The sequence below is a fragment of the Vibrio sp. MMH1-50 genome (genome assembly GCF_022347645.1).
Taxonomy (GTDB): domain Bacteria; phylum Pseudomonadota; class Gammaproteobacteria; order Enterobacterales; family Vibrionaceae; genus Vibrio; species Vibrio harveyi.
On record NZ_JAKRGG010000005.1, the window covers coordinates 1 to 15,867 of the forward strand.

At 44.2% G+C, this 15,867-nt stretch carries 16 protein-coding genes; 5 read left to right on the forward strand and 11 right to left on the reverse strand.

Annotated elements, in window-relative coordinates:
- Positions 1–239 precede the first annotated feature (239 nt).
- On the forward strand, positions 240–1,013 hold the full coding sequence (locus MHO32_RS05520) for a nucleotidyltransferase domain-containing protein (RefSeq protein WP_239210829.1): 774 nt from the start codon (positions 240–242) through the stop codon (positions 1,011–1,013).
- 90 nt (positions 1,014–1,103) lie between these two features.
- On the opposite strand, the gene MHO32_RS05525 is transcribed toward MHO32_RS05520, so the two are convergent.
- The 3 genes from MHO32_RS05525 to MHO32_RS05535 all read right to left on the reverse strand — a co-directional run bounded on the left by MHO32_RS05525 (position 1,104) and on the right by MHO32_RS05535 (position 3,664).
- Positions 1,104–1,679 (reverse strand): nucleoside triphosphate pyrophosphohydrolase family protein, encoded by a 576-nt coding sequence (locus MHO32_RS05525; RefSeq protein ID WP_005445519.1) that lies wholly within the window; start codon positions 1,677–1,679, stop codon positions 1,104–1,106.
- A gap of 109 nt (positions 1,680–1,788) precedes the next feature.
- Positions 1,789–2,370 carry a DUF1415 domain-containing protein gene (locus MHO32_RS05530; protein ID WP_009697385.1) on the reverse strand — a complete coding sequence of 194 codons (582 nt, stop codon included), beginning with the start codon at positions 2,368–2,370 and terminating at the stop codon, positions 1,789–1,791.
- 82 nt (positions 2,371–2,452) lie between these two features.
- Entirely contained in the window at positions 2,453–3,664 is a 1,212-nt protein-coding gene (locus MHO32_RS05535) for an MFS transporter (RefSeq protein ID WP_017190306.1), read from the reverse strand.
- Between the two features lie 112 nt (positions 3,665–3,776).
- Here MHO32_RS05535 and MHO32_RS05540 point away from each other — a divergent pair, with 112 nt between their 5' ends.
- On the forward strand, positions 3,777–4,646 hold the full coding sequence (locus MHO32_RS05540) for a LysR family transcriptional regulator (RefSeq protein WP_009705912.1): 870 nt from the start codon (positions 3,777–3,779) through the stop codon (positions 4,644–4,646).
- Positions 4,647–4,712: 66 nt separating this feature from the next.
- Here MHO32_RS05540 and MHO32_RS05545 read toward each other — a convergent pair whose 3' ends face one another.
- From MHO32_RS05545 to MHO32_RS05565, 5 genes are all read right to left on the reverse strand, one after another.
- Positions 4,713–5,732, reverse strand: coding sequence for an FUSC family protein (locus MHO32_RS05545; protein ID WP_239210830.1), 1,020 nt, complete (start codon positions 5,730–5,732; stop codon positions 4,713–4,715).
- A gap of 133 nt (positions 5,733–5,865) precedes the next feature.
- Positions 5,866–6,867 (reverse strand): DUF2955 domain-containing protein, encoded by a 1,002-nt coding sequence (locus tag MHO32_RS05550; RefSeq protein WP_199454269.1) that lies wholly within the window; start codon positions 6,865–6,867, stop codon positions 5,866–5,868.
- The gene (locus MHO32_RS05555) at positions 6,857–7,963 is read right to left on the reverse strand and encodes an HlyD family secretion protein (protein WP_239210831.1); all 1,107 of its coding nucleotides are present in this window, start codon (positions 7,961–7,963) and stop codon (positions 6,857–6,859) included. The genes MHO32_RS05550 and MHO32_RS05555 overlap by 11 nt, the downstream gene beginning before the upstream one ends.
- 1,124 nt (positions 7,964–9,087) lie before the next feature.
- A complete protein-coding gene (locus MHO32_RS05560) occupies positions 9,088–9,318 on the reverse strand; it encodes a glutaredoxin family protein (protein ID WP_069218059.1) in 231 nt (76 codons plus the stop codon).
- Positions 9,319–9,355: 37 nt separating this feature from the next.
- Positions 9,356–9,466 (reverse strand): glutaredoxin family protein, encoded by a 111-nt coding sequence (locus tag MHO32_RS05565; RefSeq protein WP_419184204.1) that lies wholly within the window; start codon positions 9,464–9,466, stop codon positions 9,356–9,358.
- A gap of 139 nt (positions 9,467–9,605) precedes the next feature.
- On the opposite strand from MHO32_RS05565, the gene MHO32_RS05570 reads away from it, so the two are divergent.
- The 3 genes from MHO32_RS05570 (at position 9,606) to MHO32_RS05580 (ending at position 12,600) form a co-directional block, all read left to right on the forward strand.
- A complete protein-coding gene (locus tag MHO32_RS05570; protein WP_005528224.1) occupies positions 9,606–10,121 on the forward strand; it encodes a M48 metallopeptidase family protein in 516 nt (171 codons plus the stop codon).
- Positions 10,108–11,283, forward strand: coding sequence for a 23S rRNA (adenine(1618)-N(6))-methyltransferase RlmF (rlmF, locus tag MHO32_RS05575; protein WP_239210832.1), 1,176 nt, complete (start codon positions 10,108–10,110; stop codon positions 11,281–11,283). The genes MHO32_RS05570 and rlmF overlap by 14 nt, the downstream gene beginning before the upstream one ends.
- A 195-nt stretch (positions 11,284–11,478) precedes the next feature.
- A complete protein-coding gene (locus MHO32_RS05580) occupies positions 11,479–12,600 on the forward strand; it encodes a GGDEF domain-containing protein (protein WP_038897583.1) in 1,122 nt (373 codons plus the stop codon).
- A 111-nt stretch (positions 12,601–12,711) separates the two neighbouring features.
- On the opposite strand, the gene MHO32_RS05585 is transcribed toward MHO32_RS05580, so the two are convergent.
- The 3 genes from MHO32_RS05585 to MHO32_RS05595 all read right to left on the reverse strand — a co-directional run bounded on the left by MHO32_RS05585 (position 12,712) and on the right by MHO32_RS05595 (position 15,854).
- Complete coding sequence (locus MHO32_RS05585) at positions 12,712–13,479, reverse strand: transcriptional regulator (protein ID WP_239210833.1); 768 nt, start codon at positions 13,477–13,479, stop codon at positions 12,712–12,714.
- 27 nt (positions 13,480–13,506) lie between these two features.
- Positions 13,507–14,181 (reverse strand): GntR family transcriptional regulator, encoded by a 675-nt coding sequence (locus MHO32_RS05590; protein WP_199479789.1) that lies wholly within the window; start codon positions 14,179–14,181, stop codon positions 13,507–13,509.
- Between the two features lie 140 nt (positions 14,182–14,321).
- A complete protein-coding gene (locus MHO32_RS05595) occupies positions 14,322–15,854 on the reverse strand; it encodes an aldehyde dehydrogenase (NADP(+)) (protein WP_239210837.1) in 1,533 nt (510 codons plus the stop codon).
- Positions 15,855–15,867 lie beyond the last annotated feature (13 nt).

Genomic DNA, 15,867 nt, shown 5'->3' on the forward strand with positions numbered 1-15,867 from the left:
CGATTCTTGATTTAGAATGACTAGATCTTTAAATCGCCGCCGCGTCTACAAACCAAGTCATTCTCGCTGAACCTAGCATCTTGAGGTTACTTGGGTATAAAAGCTCGTCACTACGAGGCTTGGAAGACGGAAGTCGTCAAGATTGATACGGCAACAGACAGTATCGAAACGTCGTTTGCCAAATTGGTCGAAAAGCTTGGTATTTGAATTTAGCATTCCTTTTATGATGGAGATTTGCCATGCACAAGCGAGATAATGGTCTCGATGCCCAGGGCTTTATCCGCAATGACTGTTCACCAGAAAATATTCAAATAGAGTTCCAACCAGTTGTTGAGGTCGTTGTTGGTGAGTTGATAACGCAACTTCCAAAACAAATAGATGGTATCTACTTGTACGGCAGCGTTCCCAGAGGCACAGCAATGCTGGGGCACTCAGATCTCGATGTTTCCGTAATACTGACCGCACCGGTGAGTCAAAATGAACTGGGCATATTCAACAAACTGTCTTCAAGCATCCCCAAAGCTTATCCGCAAATAAGCAAACTTGATATTGACCCAGGTGAGCGTCATCGTGTTCTAGACCCAAAAGAAAAATACCATTGGCAATTTTGGCTCAAACACTGTTGCTGCTGCATTTGGGGAAATGATTTATCAAAAGAGCTTGTGTCACATAAACCCAGCTTTGAAATCGCTGAAGCTCTCAATGGTGACCTCGCGGTTTTTTTGGAGCAAATGAGTGGTCGTTTTGCGCAAATGAGTGACAAAGCGGTAGCAAAAGTGATTGGTAAGAAGTTGATAAGAGCTGCCTACTATTTTGTCGCTGAGAAGGACGGCAGTTGGTACATCAACTTGCCTGAATGTGTCGAAGTAGCGAGAAAATACTACCCAAATCAACATCAAGATATTGATCTTGCTTACCAATGTGCAATAGGCAACATAGCGTCCAAAATAGATGCCATCGCACTTTATCAGCGGTTAAGTCAACACATCAATGCTAGGGCTTTGCGAAGTTGATTGTTTATCAAGAACGCTCAGAATAAAAAAACGCCCACAATATCGAGTATTGTGGGCGCTGAATTTTATCTGTTGTACCTAATCGACGACTTATTGTGTAAGCGGCTTAAGGTCTGCAGGGCGGTAGTAAACCGATTTTAGAACTTTGCCTTTACGTACCGTTTTGCCTTCAGATACAAAATCTTCTGCGCATTTCGCAATGATGTATTCGCCTTTTTGAACCGCCATCAGCTTGATGCCTTGTTCAGCGTAGAACGCTTCTGTTTCTGCGTATTCTTGCTCGTTACGGCACACTTTGCTCATGTTGCTTGAGTGTACTTCGTCCCAGCAAGGGATAAAGTCGATACCACGGTTCACCGCTACGTTAAGCAGTAGATCAATCAGGTAGCTGATCGCTAGGTTATCTTCAACTTTGCTGTCACCAAGGTGTACTAGACGACCCATTAGAACGTAAACGCTGTCAATGATTGCGTCTGCTTGCTCTGTTTTGCAATCCGCTTCCGCTAGTTCAGTAAGCTCTTCGATCGCAAGAGAAGTGTGTAGCGTATCTGCTTGTGCGTCTAGGCTTGCAACATCCGCCACTGGTAGGTCGAAAGTGCTACGGAACTCGGTGATGTCACGGTATAGGTGATCAAAAATCTCTTGGGTTAGCTTTGACAGTTGCATTCTAATGTCCATTGAATCGATTGAAGTCGCAATCATATCAAACCGATCTTTAATCCCCAAGCGATCCCATTCCAACTGGTTAGAATTCTGTCTCTCGGGGAGTAAGTCTTTAACGGAATAGGTAAGGAAAGAGCTTCTTACGTTCTTCTTCTGAAAGCGCTGAGACACGTGCGATATTGGTATCTGGAATGGACTCTGGATCAGGGTAGTGCTTAAGTACCTTTTCCATGCTCTCTTCACGGATCAGATGAAATACTGGGTATGGAGAACGATTAGTCAGGTTTTCATCATCTTCTGGTTCTGCACCGCCAAAGCAGTAATCAGGATGGAAGGTGGCAACTTGGAAAATACCTTCCCAATCTTGCTGTTTGATCAAGCCTTCAACCCAATCAATGAAGAAGTTGTAATCCCAGAAATCTTGCAGCATGTTTGGAACCACAACCAAGGTTGTCTCCAGTTTTTCTGGCTCGGTATTACTGAGCTCGATCAGTTGCAGCAAAATGTCTTCAAGTAGAGCTTCTTCTTGCGAGGCTTCACTAACGAAGATTTTGATTTGTTTATTGCGCTGTGGCTTAGCGGCGAACGGGCAGAGATTTAACCCGATCACGACATCATTGAGCCATTGATCGACTTGCTCTGTGATCGCATTGATATCGGTGTTTGGTGATTCTTGTGTTGAGCGCGTTGGCATACGACTTTCTTGCTTTTATGAATGTGGCGCAAGCATAGCAGACCAACGCCACAACATAAAATCAATAGGGCTTAACGCCTTGCTAAGCAGTTATATCTGCGTTATCGCCAGCGTCAATTCGCTCTGTAATGTGTTTTAAGAATGCGATAGCAGCGAACATGGCAATGTACAGTGTGCTACCGCCAATTAGTACACTCGACCAACCGCCGTTTTGCCAGCAATAGAGCAATAGGAATCCACCTAAACTGCCGCCAATATAGTAATGCACGAGATACAATGCGGTCGCCGTTGCTTTTGCTTGTGTTGCGTTTTGTCCAACCCAGCCGTAAGCAAGTGTGTGAGTGAAGAACGCGCCGAAGCTGATCAATAACAAACCTGTCAACATTGCAGGTATGCTTTCAATTACTGCGATCCACATGCCAGCCATACTGACGATAGAGCCTAAAAACATGCCAAGTATCGGTGAAAAGCGTTTACTCCAATGTCCGGCACAACGGGAAGAAAACGTACCACCCAGGTAGCAAACAAAGATGAGAGAAGCTAACCCGACAGGCACATTATGTGGCGCACTGACTAAGCGGAATCCCATTACCGAATAAAGATTAACGAACAACGCAAAGTTCAAACCGCCAATCAGCATGGCAAACCACACACGTTGATTTTTGAAGTGTCCGATAATAGCTCGATTGTGATGCCTTAAACTGCTCGAAGAAGGGGTGAAGTTTTTCTGTTTTGGCAGCAAGTAATGCACGCTGACCACACCGATAAGGGTGAATAGCATCATGACTTCGATGGCGACATCGATGCTGAAGTTGTCTGCCAACAAACCTCCGCTGATACGCCCTGCGATCCCTCCCAATGAATTGGCTGCGATATAAGTACCGATCGCCATTGAAAATGCGTGTTTATCTAGCTCTTCCGCCATATAAGCAACGGCAACAGCAGCAAACGCGGCAAGCGCAACACCGATCAAAGCGCGACAAACCACTAAGAACAAAAACGAATCGCCAAGCAGCATTAATGCAGAAATTGCAGGGATCGAAAACAGACCAAACATCATTACAGGTTTGCGCCCAATCGATTCAGAGAGCACAGCCATCGGGACCAAGCTAAAGGAGAGAGCCAGTGTGGTGGCGGCGAATAGCCAGTTGACCTGCGTTTCCGAGATCTGAAAGTGCGCCGCAAAGCTTGGCAGCATCGGCTGAAGGAGATATAGGTTCGAGAAAACTAAAAACGAGCCGAGTGCCAGAGATAGCGTAATGCGTTTGTATTCCGGAGTACCGAAACTAACCATGAGTCCTGCCTAATGCGAGCGAGCAAATATAAAGAAACTGTGATCAATCTATCAGTTAGTTGTGGATTGAAAAAATATATTAAAAATATGGTTGGTATATATTTTTGATCTAATGGAATCGAAACAACTCAAACACTTTTTGGCGGTCGCGGAACACGGCAACATTACTCATGCAGCTAAGGCTTTGCACATTGCTCAGCCAGCGTTAAGTATTTCAATTAAGAAGTTCGAACAGTCTCTTGGCGTGACGCTGTTTCGCCGAGAAGAAAAGAAAATCAGCTTAACCAAAGAAGGGGAAACCCTGTTGGTTCACGCTAAGCGAGTAATTCAGCAGTTACACGATGCGCAGTTAGCAATTGATGAACTCAAAGGTTTAGCCAAAGGGGAAGTGCGCCTTGGTACGCCTTCAATGATGGGCAGCTATTTTTTCCCTCGAATTGTCATGGCGTTTAAGAGCCAGTATCCAGATTTAAAGCTGACGCTGGTGGAGGCGGGTACTCAGTCTATCCGCCGAATGTTACTTAATGGACAGCTCGATATTGGCGTGATCAGTTGTGACGATGTACCAGAAGACTTAGAAACTGACCATTTGTTTACTAGCCAAATGGTCGCCGTTGTGGCTCCGGAACATGACTTAGCTCAGCGCAGTGCCATCACATTTGATCAGTTTTTCGAGCATGATTTGGTGATGTTCCAACATGGCTACTTCCACCGAGAATTCTTAGACCACGTCAGCGAAGAGCATGGCTTTACAATGAAGTCCTCATTTGAAACCAACTTGTTGCCGCTCATTCTGAGTATCGTTAAACAAGAATTTGCTATTACCGCGCTTCTAGAACTGGTGACACAACATGAACAGGGTGTGGTGGGTATTCCATTTGAACCGAGCGTTAAGCTCGACCTTGCACTCGCGTGGCGAAAACAAGGCTATCTATCCATTGCCGACCGTACTTTCATTGACTTTGTGAAGCGGTATGTTTGATTTGCATCCAATTAAAACCAAACTGTTCAATGGAAAGCCTCCCTTTAATTGGGAGGCTTTTCTTTTTTATGCAGTTATCTCTTTCTCATTAAGTGGTATCAATACCCCAAGAGCCACCATGGCAGCGCCCCCGATTACGGTGAACAATACCCGCTGCGAAAAGATCAATTCTGCCATTTCCGGATTAAAAGGACCTACCGATACAGTAAGAATAAGCAGCATGATACAAGCCGTGGCAATGGTGTAGTTGTGTTCGAGATACACAAGGATGCCGTAAAGCGAAGCGATGACCAAAACCCACATGGTTATTGTCATTGCGATGTCGGAGTTGAACGAGCCCAATAGCAATCCCACAGGCAAATAAACTAATGCGCCAAGCAAGGTTCCGTTCAAACGTTGCCAAGCTTTCGGTGCTAAGTCTTTGCTGAACGGGCTGTGGATCATCATAAATAGGTAAGCGCCTAAAACGGCTCCTGTGCCACCCCATATACCTAACGACAGCACCAAGCCAATCCCTAGTGCTTTGCGGCTGGAGTACTTGAGATCAACGCGACCTATTTTATGTGTAGTGTTCGTCGAGCCGCTCTGGGCGTTGGTGTTTCTCCAAACCAACGTACTAGCAATGATCGCCACAGTGATGCCAAGCACAACCGATACTGAACGTTGAAGCATAAGTTCTGTGGCAGGGATATCTACTGGCATCATCATCGATAACAACATAAACGTCAGCGGCAGAATGTACTTTGGTACTCCTTGGTGGTGTTTATCGCGCTCTGTTATGACGAGTAAGAAGGCAAACAGCGCACTAGTAAAAGGTGCATAAGTGATAGGCACCGTGGAAAGTGGTACCGCAACTAATGTCATGACCAAAGGATGAAGGCTACCTAGTAGGTTGTCTTTTGTCGTACTGAATTTGAGATTGTATAGGTAGTGGATGATTCCCACTTCCACCGCCACAAAAGCTTCTCCGACATCATAAATATACGCACTGATGATAAGCAGCACGATAGAAAGCAAAAACATGCGGTTGCCCAACACAAGGTAAGGCTTTGGTGGGATGAATTTTTGAGCGAGTGAATCGAGCATGGCGTATTTCCCATCCTTCAGTGAATAACAATATGGAAGGTATGAGATTACCAGTTTGATGAAATATTCATTGCCAGTTTGCGACAATAGTGATGAAAGCTTGAGCAGCATAAAGTGCCCAAGCTTAATGCGACTACGCGGTCTTCTTGTCGCGAGATTCGAAGAAATAGGTCACAAATACCATGTAGGCAACGACCAACACTAACTGCCATATCCGAACGTAAAACTTATCGTCTAGCGCACCGCTGCTCATAGAGGTACCCATTAACACCATAAAGCCCGTAAATGCAGTGGCGTAGACTGGGGCTTTGGCGGGCTCGGTGTAAATCTTGGTCCCAAGTAACGTAATAACCACCAACATCACAAGCATGTAGATATACATATTTGGCACCAGAGAAATGGTAACGAAGGCAGCGAAAGCGAGTAGTCCTCCTAACACATTACTGATAACAAAAAACAATGATGTCTTGCCCGCTTTGTCGCTGGTTGCCATCAGAGAAAGCAGCATGACAAACGCAACCGTGAGCAATATTTGTGACAGTTGGAAATAGAAATAAAAGCAAACCAAGGGAAACGACATCATCCAAGCTCGAATCGCAGCATTCCAACGCACTTCTTTGCTTAAGGGTGAAGGAGGGAAGCCAGCAAATTCAGTCGCATCCTCTTCTGGGAAGTAAACATGCGACACCCCGTAAAGCGCTACGGCGACGATACCAGAAAACGCAAAACCGATGCCCACGTCTAACGCGGCTTGCTTGTCTATAATGGTAACCGATGGAATCAAAATCAGGGCAATCATCAAGAAAGTGGCAAACATTACCCATTTTGGATCGGTAAATAGGTAATAGCTCCACAACATGCCCAACGACAGTACAGCCAGAAAACCTATTTTGTACTCTGGCAAGCCGCTCGATACCAAAAAGCCAATGACCGCGGTGGAGATCAACGCATAGCCAAGTTGTTTGACATGCAGGATATGAAACTGGGGTTTATCGACGATGAATTTTGCCGTCAAAAGAGGCGTACAAAATGCCAAAGGCCAGTTAAACCATAACGCGATAAAAGTAGCCAAACCTACGGTGACAACATAGCGCAGTATTCGACGTTCTTGTGCTTGAGTCAGACTATCTAACATAAGAGAACACGCTCACTAGATTGATCCAAACCTTACCCAGAAAGTTAAATAGAGCGTTGCTCTCTGTGTAGATCACCACATCTGCTTGTCCACCGATGCGCATGAAGTCAGCCGCATGTTTATCATCGAGCTTAATGGTCACGGGCATACGTTGTGTATCGCGCAGCCAACCATTTTGATTTTTCACGGTGGCTAAGGTGCCTGGCTGATTATTCGCGCCCCATGCAACCCCTAAATCTACTGAAGATACTGTGCCAGAGAAGGTTTGTCCGGGAGCATAATCGAGTGCAATTTCAACTTTATCTCCGGCGTTAATGTTGCCCATGCTGTTTTCGCGGAAGAAGGCTTCAAGCCATAAACCGTCGCTTTCAACAAACGTCATCAAGGGAGAACCTGCCGTGGCATAAGCACCTTGCGACAAATTAAAATTGGTCACAGCGCCATCAGAAGGTGCTCGCATTGTCGTGCGTGATAAGTTCAGTTGCGCTTGTTGCAGTTCCAGTAAAGCCGATTGGATCTGAGCGTTCTCTTCACCTGCCGCTCCCACCTGAGCTTTTGCTTTTTCTAGGTTCGCTTTGGCGTTAACGACATCGGCATTTGCTCTATCAATGGCTGCGCGAGTTGTGTCTGCATCTGATTTTGAAACCACGCCTTTTTCTGCCATGGCTAAAACTCGTTGCCCTTGGCGTTTAGCATTTTCTTGTGCCACGAGCGCGGTGGTCAATTGAGCTTGTGCTGACATCACACCTGCCATTTGCGAGCCAACATTCTGTCCTGCGATCTTGAGCTTTGCTTCTGCTTGCTTGACCGCAATCTGGTGATCGGTGGTATTGATTTGCAGTAGCACATCGCCTTTTTTGACTTCGGTATTTGGTTTAATGCTGATGCTGTCTACTTGGCCAGAAACTTGTGGGATCAATGAGACGACATTGCCTTCCACACGGACATTATCGGTTGTCGGAATGATGCGATCTGCCACTATCGCTGTACCAATGGACACCATAGTGAGTGCCAATAATGCATTGGTTGTGCGCTTGACCTTATTAACCGGTTGCGGCGTCTGGCTTACTTGGTTTTCTGCTGCTGTCTCTGACATATAAACACTCACTAATGATGAAGAAAGATGGTCAGAGTTCTCCATCGACGCCAGCTAGGCGCGAATTAAACTGAGACCAGTTCGTTTGAGCGTTAAAATACAATGTGTAAGGAAGTAAAAATTGCCATTATGCGACATTCTGAGAATTTGATGGGGAGAGAAGGTTATAGAGATATGTGTGAGAGGCTCTTATAAATTTGAATTAGCATTCTGAAAATGCAAAGGGCAACAACAAAATTAAGATCCTAAAGCAGAGGTAAAAAGGACAATCGAAAACTAATTGTTTTGAAAGGTGATTCATCCTAGCAATCCGAAAAGAAGTAGTATTCGGTTGACACGAACATGGTTTAGACTTGCGGTTGTAGATAGAAAAGTCATATCTACATGTGGTTGTATAGTTTACTCGTTTAATACTATATGTAGTGTTTTTAGTTTTTTTGACTACTAACAGAAAAACGTGCCAAAAAGAAATGTTCAGTTTTGTGAACCTAGTCACTGCTGTGGGGCTAAGTTACTGATTTATATGGATGTCTAAAGCACTAAGGTGGTTAGTTGTAGACCGGAAAATGAGTAAAAACCTACGTATTTTAAGTAACTTACAACATATGATGGAGTGGGGTCATTTGGCGTGAGAAAACAATACGCTGTATAATGGCTGCGTTCTGATGAAGAACAGAAGAAAGGTTGCCTCAGTAAGTTCTAGTTACTGAGGCATAGATAGAAATCTATATAGGAGAATGGTTATAAGTGAATTAGTTAATCTAGTAAATCTGATTGTTGCTGCAACAGCCCTGATCAGAGCACTAGTCCAATTCGTTGAAGTACTCAAGTCGCTATTCAAGCGATAACCATCCAAACCCGAAAAGCACTGCAATGCTTAGTAGGGTTTTATCAAACTGACATAAAACATGTCATTATTACGTCTGATGCGCACATAGTAACTTAACAAGGAGTCAATTTCATTAAAAACAAGTGGGTCGCAACGTGACTAATCTCACACTTATACCGTTGAGGTAACAAAATGTTTGACTTTTACTAAAAAGTTAATGTTGATAAGTGCTGGTTTATCTGTGGATTGTTTTGTGGATAACGTTTGTTTGTTATTGATTTTTAGGGTTTTTATATTATTTGGCTTTATACATGCGCTCAAAGTTCTTTTGATTCCATCCGATCATTACCTGATCGCCAATCTTTAACACTGGCACTGAACGAGCACCGATAGCGTCCAATTCCTTACGACCTCTTTGCATCTTCGCATTCGTCAATCTGTACTTGTAACCCTTAGAGTCAAGGTAGCGTTGAGCGTCTTTACAGTGAGGGCACTTGTCAGAAACATATAGCACTAGTCTTTTCATATCTAATCTACCTTTCTACCTTTCTACCTTTCGACGTTTACGCATTTGCGTTGCACAAGCGGTAGTTAATATTTTTCGAATCAAGATAGCGTTGAGCATCTTTGCAGTGCGGGCATATGTCTTTGACGTAAAGAACGACACGTTTCATTCAATTTCTCTCCATTATCGTCGGGAGGCGAAGTTTAGCGAGGTTTCGCAACAAAGGAAAGCTCGAAACCTAAGATGAAACTCTTGCTCATCTCAGGTATATTTAGCGCCTTTCTTTTGTCATAGCAGACTTAATACGCATGCATCCGTCACTTCGATATATTCAAGGTTATCCGCAGAACATTGTCGAGCAAGTCAGTTCACTCGTCGACAGTGGTAAACTGGTACCTTGGTTCGAAAAACGCTACCCAGATAGACACCAAATCAAAAGCGAAAAGGCACTCTACGAATACGCAATAGCGATCAAAAACCGCTATATGAAGAAAGCCGCGCCAATTAGCAAAGTGGTCTACGATAAGAAAATTCACGCTGTAAACAATGCGCTTGGTTTGCATAGCGTGATAAGTCGTAACCATGGCGGCAAGCTGAAATCGAAAAATGAGATTCGCATTGCGAACGTGTTTAAAGATGCACCTGAAGCGTTATTACGCATGCTGGTGGTACATGAGCTGGCACACACGCGTGAGAAAAACCACGACAAAGCCTTTTACCAACTGTGCTGTTATATGGAGCCTGAGTATCACCAACTCGAATTTGATGCTCGTCTGTTTATGATTTACCTCGATTTAAAAGCGAATTCGAATGAAGACCAATAATCACAACGCGAAACAAGCTCAGCCAAAAACGGCGAAGTCTAAGCCGAGCAGAGAAGTCACCAAGATCAAACCAAAGCGTGTGAAAAATAAACCAACAGCAAAAGCTGCGAGTGCGGCAAAAAGCACTGGTCTGAAAACTAACGCCGCGAACAAAAGCAGCGATGTGGAAATGATCAAAACTGCCAAAAGTGGATTGCATGAACGTAATGCACATCGAGGTCGCTACGATTTCAAAAAGCTAATCACAGCAGAGCCTCAGCTCAAATCATTTGTGATAAAGAATCCGAAAGGGGAAGACTCAATCAACTTCTCTGATCCAAAAGCCGTCAAGATGCTCAATAAAGCATTGCTGGCGGCGCATTATGATATTGAATACTGGGATATTCCTGATACTTACTTATGTCCGCCCATTCCTGGGCGTGCGGATTACGTTCATCGCGTAGCAGAGTTGCTTGATAGTGAAGTAAAAGGCAAATACGCACACCATAAGGTGCGAGCACTTGATGTGGGTGTAGGGGCAAACTGTATTTACCCAATCGTAGGTGTGACTCAATATGGATGGCATTACACTGGTAGCGATGTTGACGCAACATCGATTGAATCAGCACGAGCAATCACAGAGCGTAATGCCTCGTTAAACGGTAAGATCGAACTGGTACAACAAACCAGTGAGTCCAATATTTACCGTGGTATTATCCAACCAAACGATCGCTACGATATTACGAGTTGTAACCCACCATTCCACCGTTCAGCTGAAGAAGCCGCAATGGGCAGTCAGCGTAAGCTGGATAATTTAAAAGCGAATCAGCGTAAGAAGGGTGTGAAGGTTCAAGCTAATCAAGCGAAAACGCCTCAAGTAAAAGCCAATAAACCCGCGCTTAACTTTGGTGGGCAAAATGCTGAGTTATGGTGTGAAGGTGGTGAAGTTGCTTTCATCCGTAAGATGGCGAACGAAAGCCAAGCATTCAGTGCACAAGTGCTCTGGTTTACCACGTTAATCTCAAAGAAAGACAATGTTCGTCCGATGCGCAAACAACTTGAAAAGTTGGGTGTAAAAGCGATCCGAATCGTGGAAATGAGCCAAGGACAAAAAGTCAGCCGTTTTATCGCTTGGTCCTACATGGACAAATCGCAGCGTAAAGCGTGGATTGAATTAAAGTAGTTATCCAGCAAAGCTGTTCAAATAATTAAAAAATAGCACCACTTTGTTGGTGCTATTTTTTAACAAGAAATTCATTAATTTAATAATTATAACAAGTTTATTTTCTCTTTATGTCAAATTATATGGTAGGGCTATCAAGTTAAAATAACATGGGGTACTATCCAGTAAAGAAATAATATTTATATATGCCCAGCGATGTCCGATAACGAACTGATCATCTTCCCTTGGAATCACAATTTTGAGACAGGGATGAAAAAGATTGATGAACAACATTACCATCTATTTTTATTGGTGAATAAATTAGCTAATACGTTGATTTATGATGACCAGATTGAAGTAGACGGTGTATTTAGTGAGTTAAAAGACTATGCTCAATATCACTTTTCATATGAAGAAAGTGTATGGAATGAATACTTTTCTGATGATATTTGGAATGATGAGCATAAGAAGAGCCATGCCTCTTTTGTTGATGAAGTCATAAAAATCCAAGCGGAGTCGAAAGATCTCAACTGGCAAGAATCTATTGAGCATATCCTACAGTTCTTAGTGCGTTGGCTCGTGTTCCATATTATTGGTGACGATAAAAAAATGAGCGTGGCAGTAAGAGAGTTAGAGTCGAGTGACTCTTTAGAGGCGGCGAAAGTGAATGCTGTCGACACTTTGCAAGGTATCAATGGCTTGGTCGCCGATACTGTACTTAAAATGTATTTTGAGGTATCAAGTCAATCTATTGAATTAGTGAGAGAAAAGCATCGTCGCTTTGTTGCTGAGAAAGAATTGAGATGTCTCAATAAAAAGCTGCAAGAACTCGCTATTACTGATGAATTATCGGGTCTGTACAATCGCCGATACTTCAATATCATGACGCCAGATATTCTTAATAAAGCACAAGACACTAACCAACTCGTCAGCTTTGTATCCATTGATTTAGATTACTTTAAACAACTAAATGATCAGTTTGGTCATCTAAAAGGGGATGAAGCGATCACCAAAGTAGGCGCATTGTTGTCTGCTCACTTTAATGACCTCGATGACATCGTGTTTAGAATTGGTGGGGAAGAGTTTCTAGTTGTGATTGTGGGGTCTGAACATAAAACCTCAATCAACCGCGCAGAGGCTTTTAGAAAAGCCACAGCCGAGCTTTCTATTATTTGTGAAACCAGTGCTCAAAGTCACATATTAACCAGTTCAATTGGTGTGTTCACTCAGTGTCCAGAACCGAATTTGGATATTCGTTATTACTTAGATAAAGCAGACCAGTGCTTATATAAAGCAAAACTCAATGGTCGAAATATTGTCATCGCAGACGAGATATAAACGATATTAACTGCGGTGAATTAAAAGTAGCTAGTTGTCGATTTTAAATTCGATAATTAATATTAAATTGAAAATCAATATAAAATCGATTGAAGTTCAATAACAATCATATTAATTTTTTTTATTGGTGAGTTGTGCGACATATTTTAATAGGTCGCCGTCAATGTCAGGCAGTCCGTCAGAGAAGAAAATTTGTGCTCCAGGAGTACAACGCATTAATACGTTGGTGAGTTCACCATCATCATTAGAAGTATTGATCGCATTGAGCTTAACCAGCTTGTTGTAAACTTCTTCTTCTAGTTGTTGGCGTTGTGCGTTGGTCAAACGAATACGACCGACACAAATCCCCGGACTTACCTCGTGAGATAAGGATTCTTTTTGGAAGCGTTCACGGAATAATGAGTCGAGTTCAGAGCCTTCTTCCATCAAAAAGCGTCGCCCAGAACGGTAGAACAGCCCATCACCAAAATCTTCAACATAACCTAGCATTTCCGCGATCCGCAGATAAAAACGCAGACTGGTTTCTGATAACTGATAGGTTTTCGCAATGTCTTGCGGGTCGAGGTTACGAGACGTCACCATATAGATAAAGTCGAGAAGGTAGGGGTGTTCAAGAAATAACGCGCTTTGCTCTTCAGTCAGCATTTGTTCGTTCTCATGCTGAAGCTGATTGGCGAGGTTGGCTAGTTCAATAAGATCGGTGTTTAAATAGTTGAGATAGACAAGGATTTTATCCAAGCCCAAAGAAGGATTATGAAGGTGGCGTTTGATGCTCGACAAGGGAATACCGCTTTTCTCCGACAAAGAGCTGTAGCACAGCCCCTCATCTTTGATCTTTTGTCGCAGCGCCGCTAATAGAAATTTAGGTCCGACATTCATTTCTTAACACCACCTTAGCTGCTGAGCTTATTTTGATGTGTTTTGTTGTTCCAACAACAAGTTACGAATGGCGGTGCCAGCTTCCAAAATGTGTTTTTTCAGCAGATACTTAGCGCCGTCCACATCGCGGTTTTGACACATTTCGAACAAGGTCAAATGCTCTTGCTCTGCCTTTTGAATGCCCGTAGTGAACAGCAGTTGCATGCGAATGTAGCGGTCGCACTTAGTGTTGAGGCTGTAAATCACATCCATGGTTTCTGGCATGTTTGCTGGGGCATACAGCGCTTTATGGAATTCGTAGTTGTAGTTGCTCCATTCTTCTACTTCATCGCCGCTGTTGACTACCGCTTCAAAACGTTCACGGACTTTACGTGCGCGTTCGAGATCTTCGTCAGTCATGTTCTGAATCGCACGCTCTAAAATGTGGCATTCCACTACGGCGCGCAGTTCGAACAACTCGTCGATTTTATCTGGAGAGAGCTCGGTTACTGTTGCCCCTTTATGAGGCTCAAAACTCACTAATCCTTGTGCTTCCAATTGCACTAACGCTTCACGAACGGGAATGCGGCTAACATTAAACTCTTTTGCCAACGCGTCCTGACGTAAAGGTTGACCAGTTTTTAACTCGCCCTTAAGGATCTGAGTTCGAATCGCTTCCTCAACCAGTTGAGTGCGGGTCTTAAAAACAGGTTTTTGTGACATTGAAGTCTCCCGTCAAAAATAAATATTGTATCCAATTTCTTTAGTTTATTGTTTTTCTGGATTAAGCCAACTGCAAGCGAAGGTTTTGAGATGTGGCGTGAAATAAAAGGCACCAACTGGTGCCTTTTTGAGCCAATGACTTAACTGTGAGCTGCTTTGCCATCTGCTGCGCGCGCGATCTCCAATGGATTTTCTGCTTTTAACGAATCGGGCAGTAAGCTTTCTGGTAACGCTTGATAAGCCACCGGACGTAGCCAGCGGTGAATGGCTTCTGCACCAACAGAAGTCGAAGCCGAATGGGTCGATGCGGGATAAGGGCCGCCATGCACCATGGCATAACCGACTTCTACGCCTGTCGGCCAGCCATTAAATACCAGTCGTCCGGCAATCTCTTCCAAACAAGGGATGAGCTGCGATACTTGTGGGTAATCTTCTTCTGTTGCATGAATTGTCGCGGTTAGCGAGCCTGCCAGCGTTTCACTGAGCGAAAGCATATCTGCCACATCTTCACAAACGACGATCAACGATTGTGGACCAAAAATCTCTTCTTCCCACGCAGGATGTTTGCGCCAGTTTTTACTGCTTGTAACAAAGAGAGCCGAGGCAACACAAGGGGACTCCGCTTGAGAAAAAGTGACGTCAATTCCGTCGTCAGAGCCTCGGCTGATGACCTGTGATTGGTAACTATCACGGATTCCGGGAGTAAGTAGAGTAGAAGGGGATTGTTGGCGAATGAGGGATTGCGCGGTTTCAATAAACGCTTGTGTTTCCGGTGTGTTCAGCGCGAACACTACGCCAGGTTTTGTACAAAATTGCCCACATCCCATGGTCATTGAGGCAACAAATTGATCCGCTAAATCTGCTTTGGCTCTCATTGCAGAAGGGAAAATAAACGTCGGGTTAATCGCACCAAGTTCACCATAGAACGGGATTGGCTCAGGTCGCTGCTGCGCTAGGTTGAACAGGGCGCGTCCACCACCAACCGATCCAGTAAAGCCCACCGCTTTTATTTCAGGATGGCTGACTAGAGCTTGTCCTAAAGCACGCTGATTTCCTTGCAGCAAGGTGAAAATCGCTTGTGGTAGTTGCTCTTGTTTCAGCGCTTGCTCGATACACTCTGCAACGATTTGGCTTGTACCTGGGTGCGCAGTATGACCTTTTACAATCACCGGGCAACCCGCTGCGAGGGCAGAAGCAGTATCTCCACCAGCAGCAGAGAAAGCCAACGGAAAGTTGGATGCTCCAAATACCGCGACAGGACCCAGCGCAATTTGTTGGCGACGAATATCTGGCTTAGGTAGTGGGGCGCGAGTTGGGTTTGGCGTATCAAGAATGGCTTGGTGATAACTGCCAGAATTGACTACGTCAGCGAATAAGCGAAGTTGATTCGCTGTACGAGCGATTTCTCCTGTCAGGCGTACTTCGGGAAGCGCCGTTTCTAAATGGGCTCGGGCGATAATGTCATCACTTCTTGCCTCTAATTCACTGGCAATCGTGCGAAGCAGACTAGCGCGCTTACTGTTATTTAAGCGGCGAAAATCGCGTGCGACTTTTGCCGCTGCAGTAGCGGCTTGATTGACCTCAACTTCCGTATGAACAGGAAAAGCTAAAGGGAGCGCCTCACCGGTAAAGGCGTTGGTCGCGTAAAAAACGTTGTCGGTTTGCGGGTTCATTGTGATTCCTTAC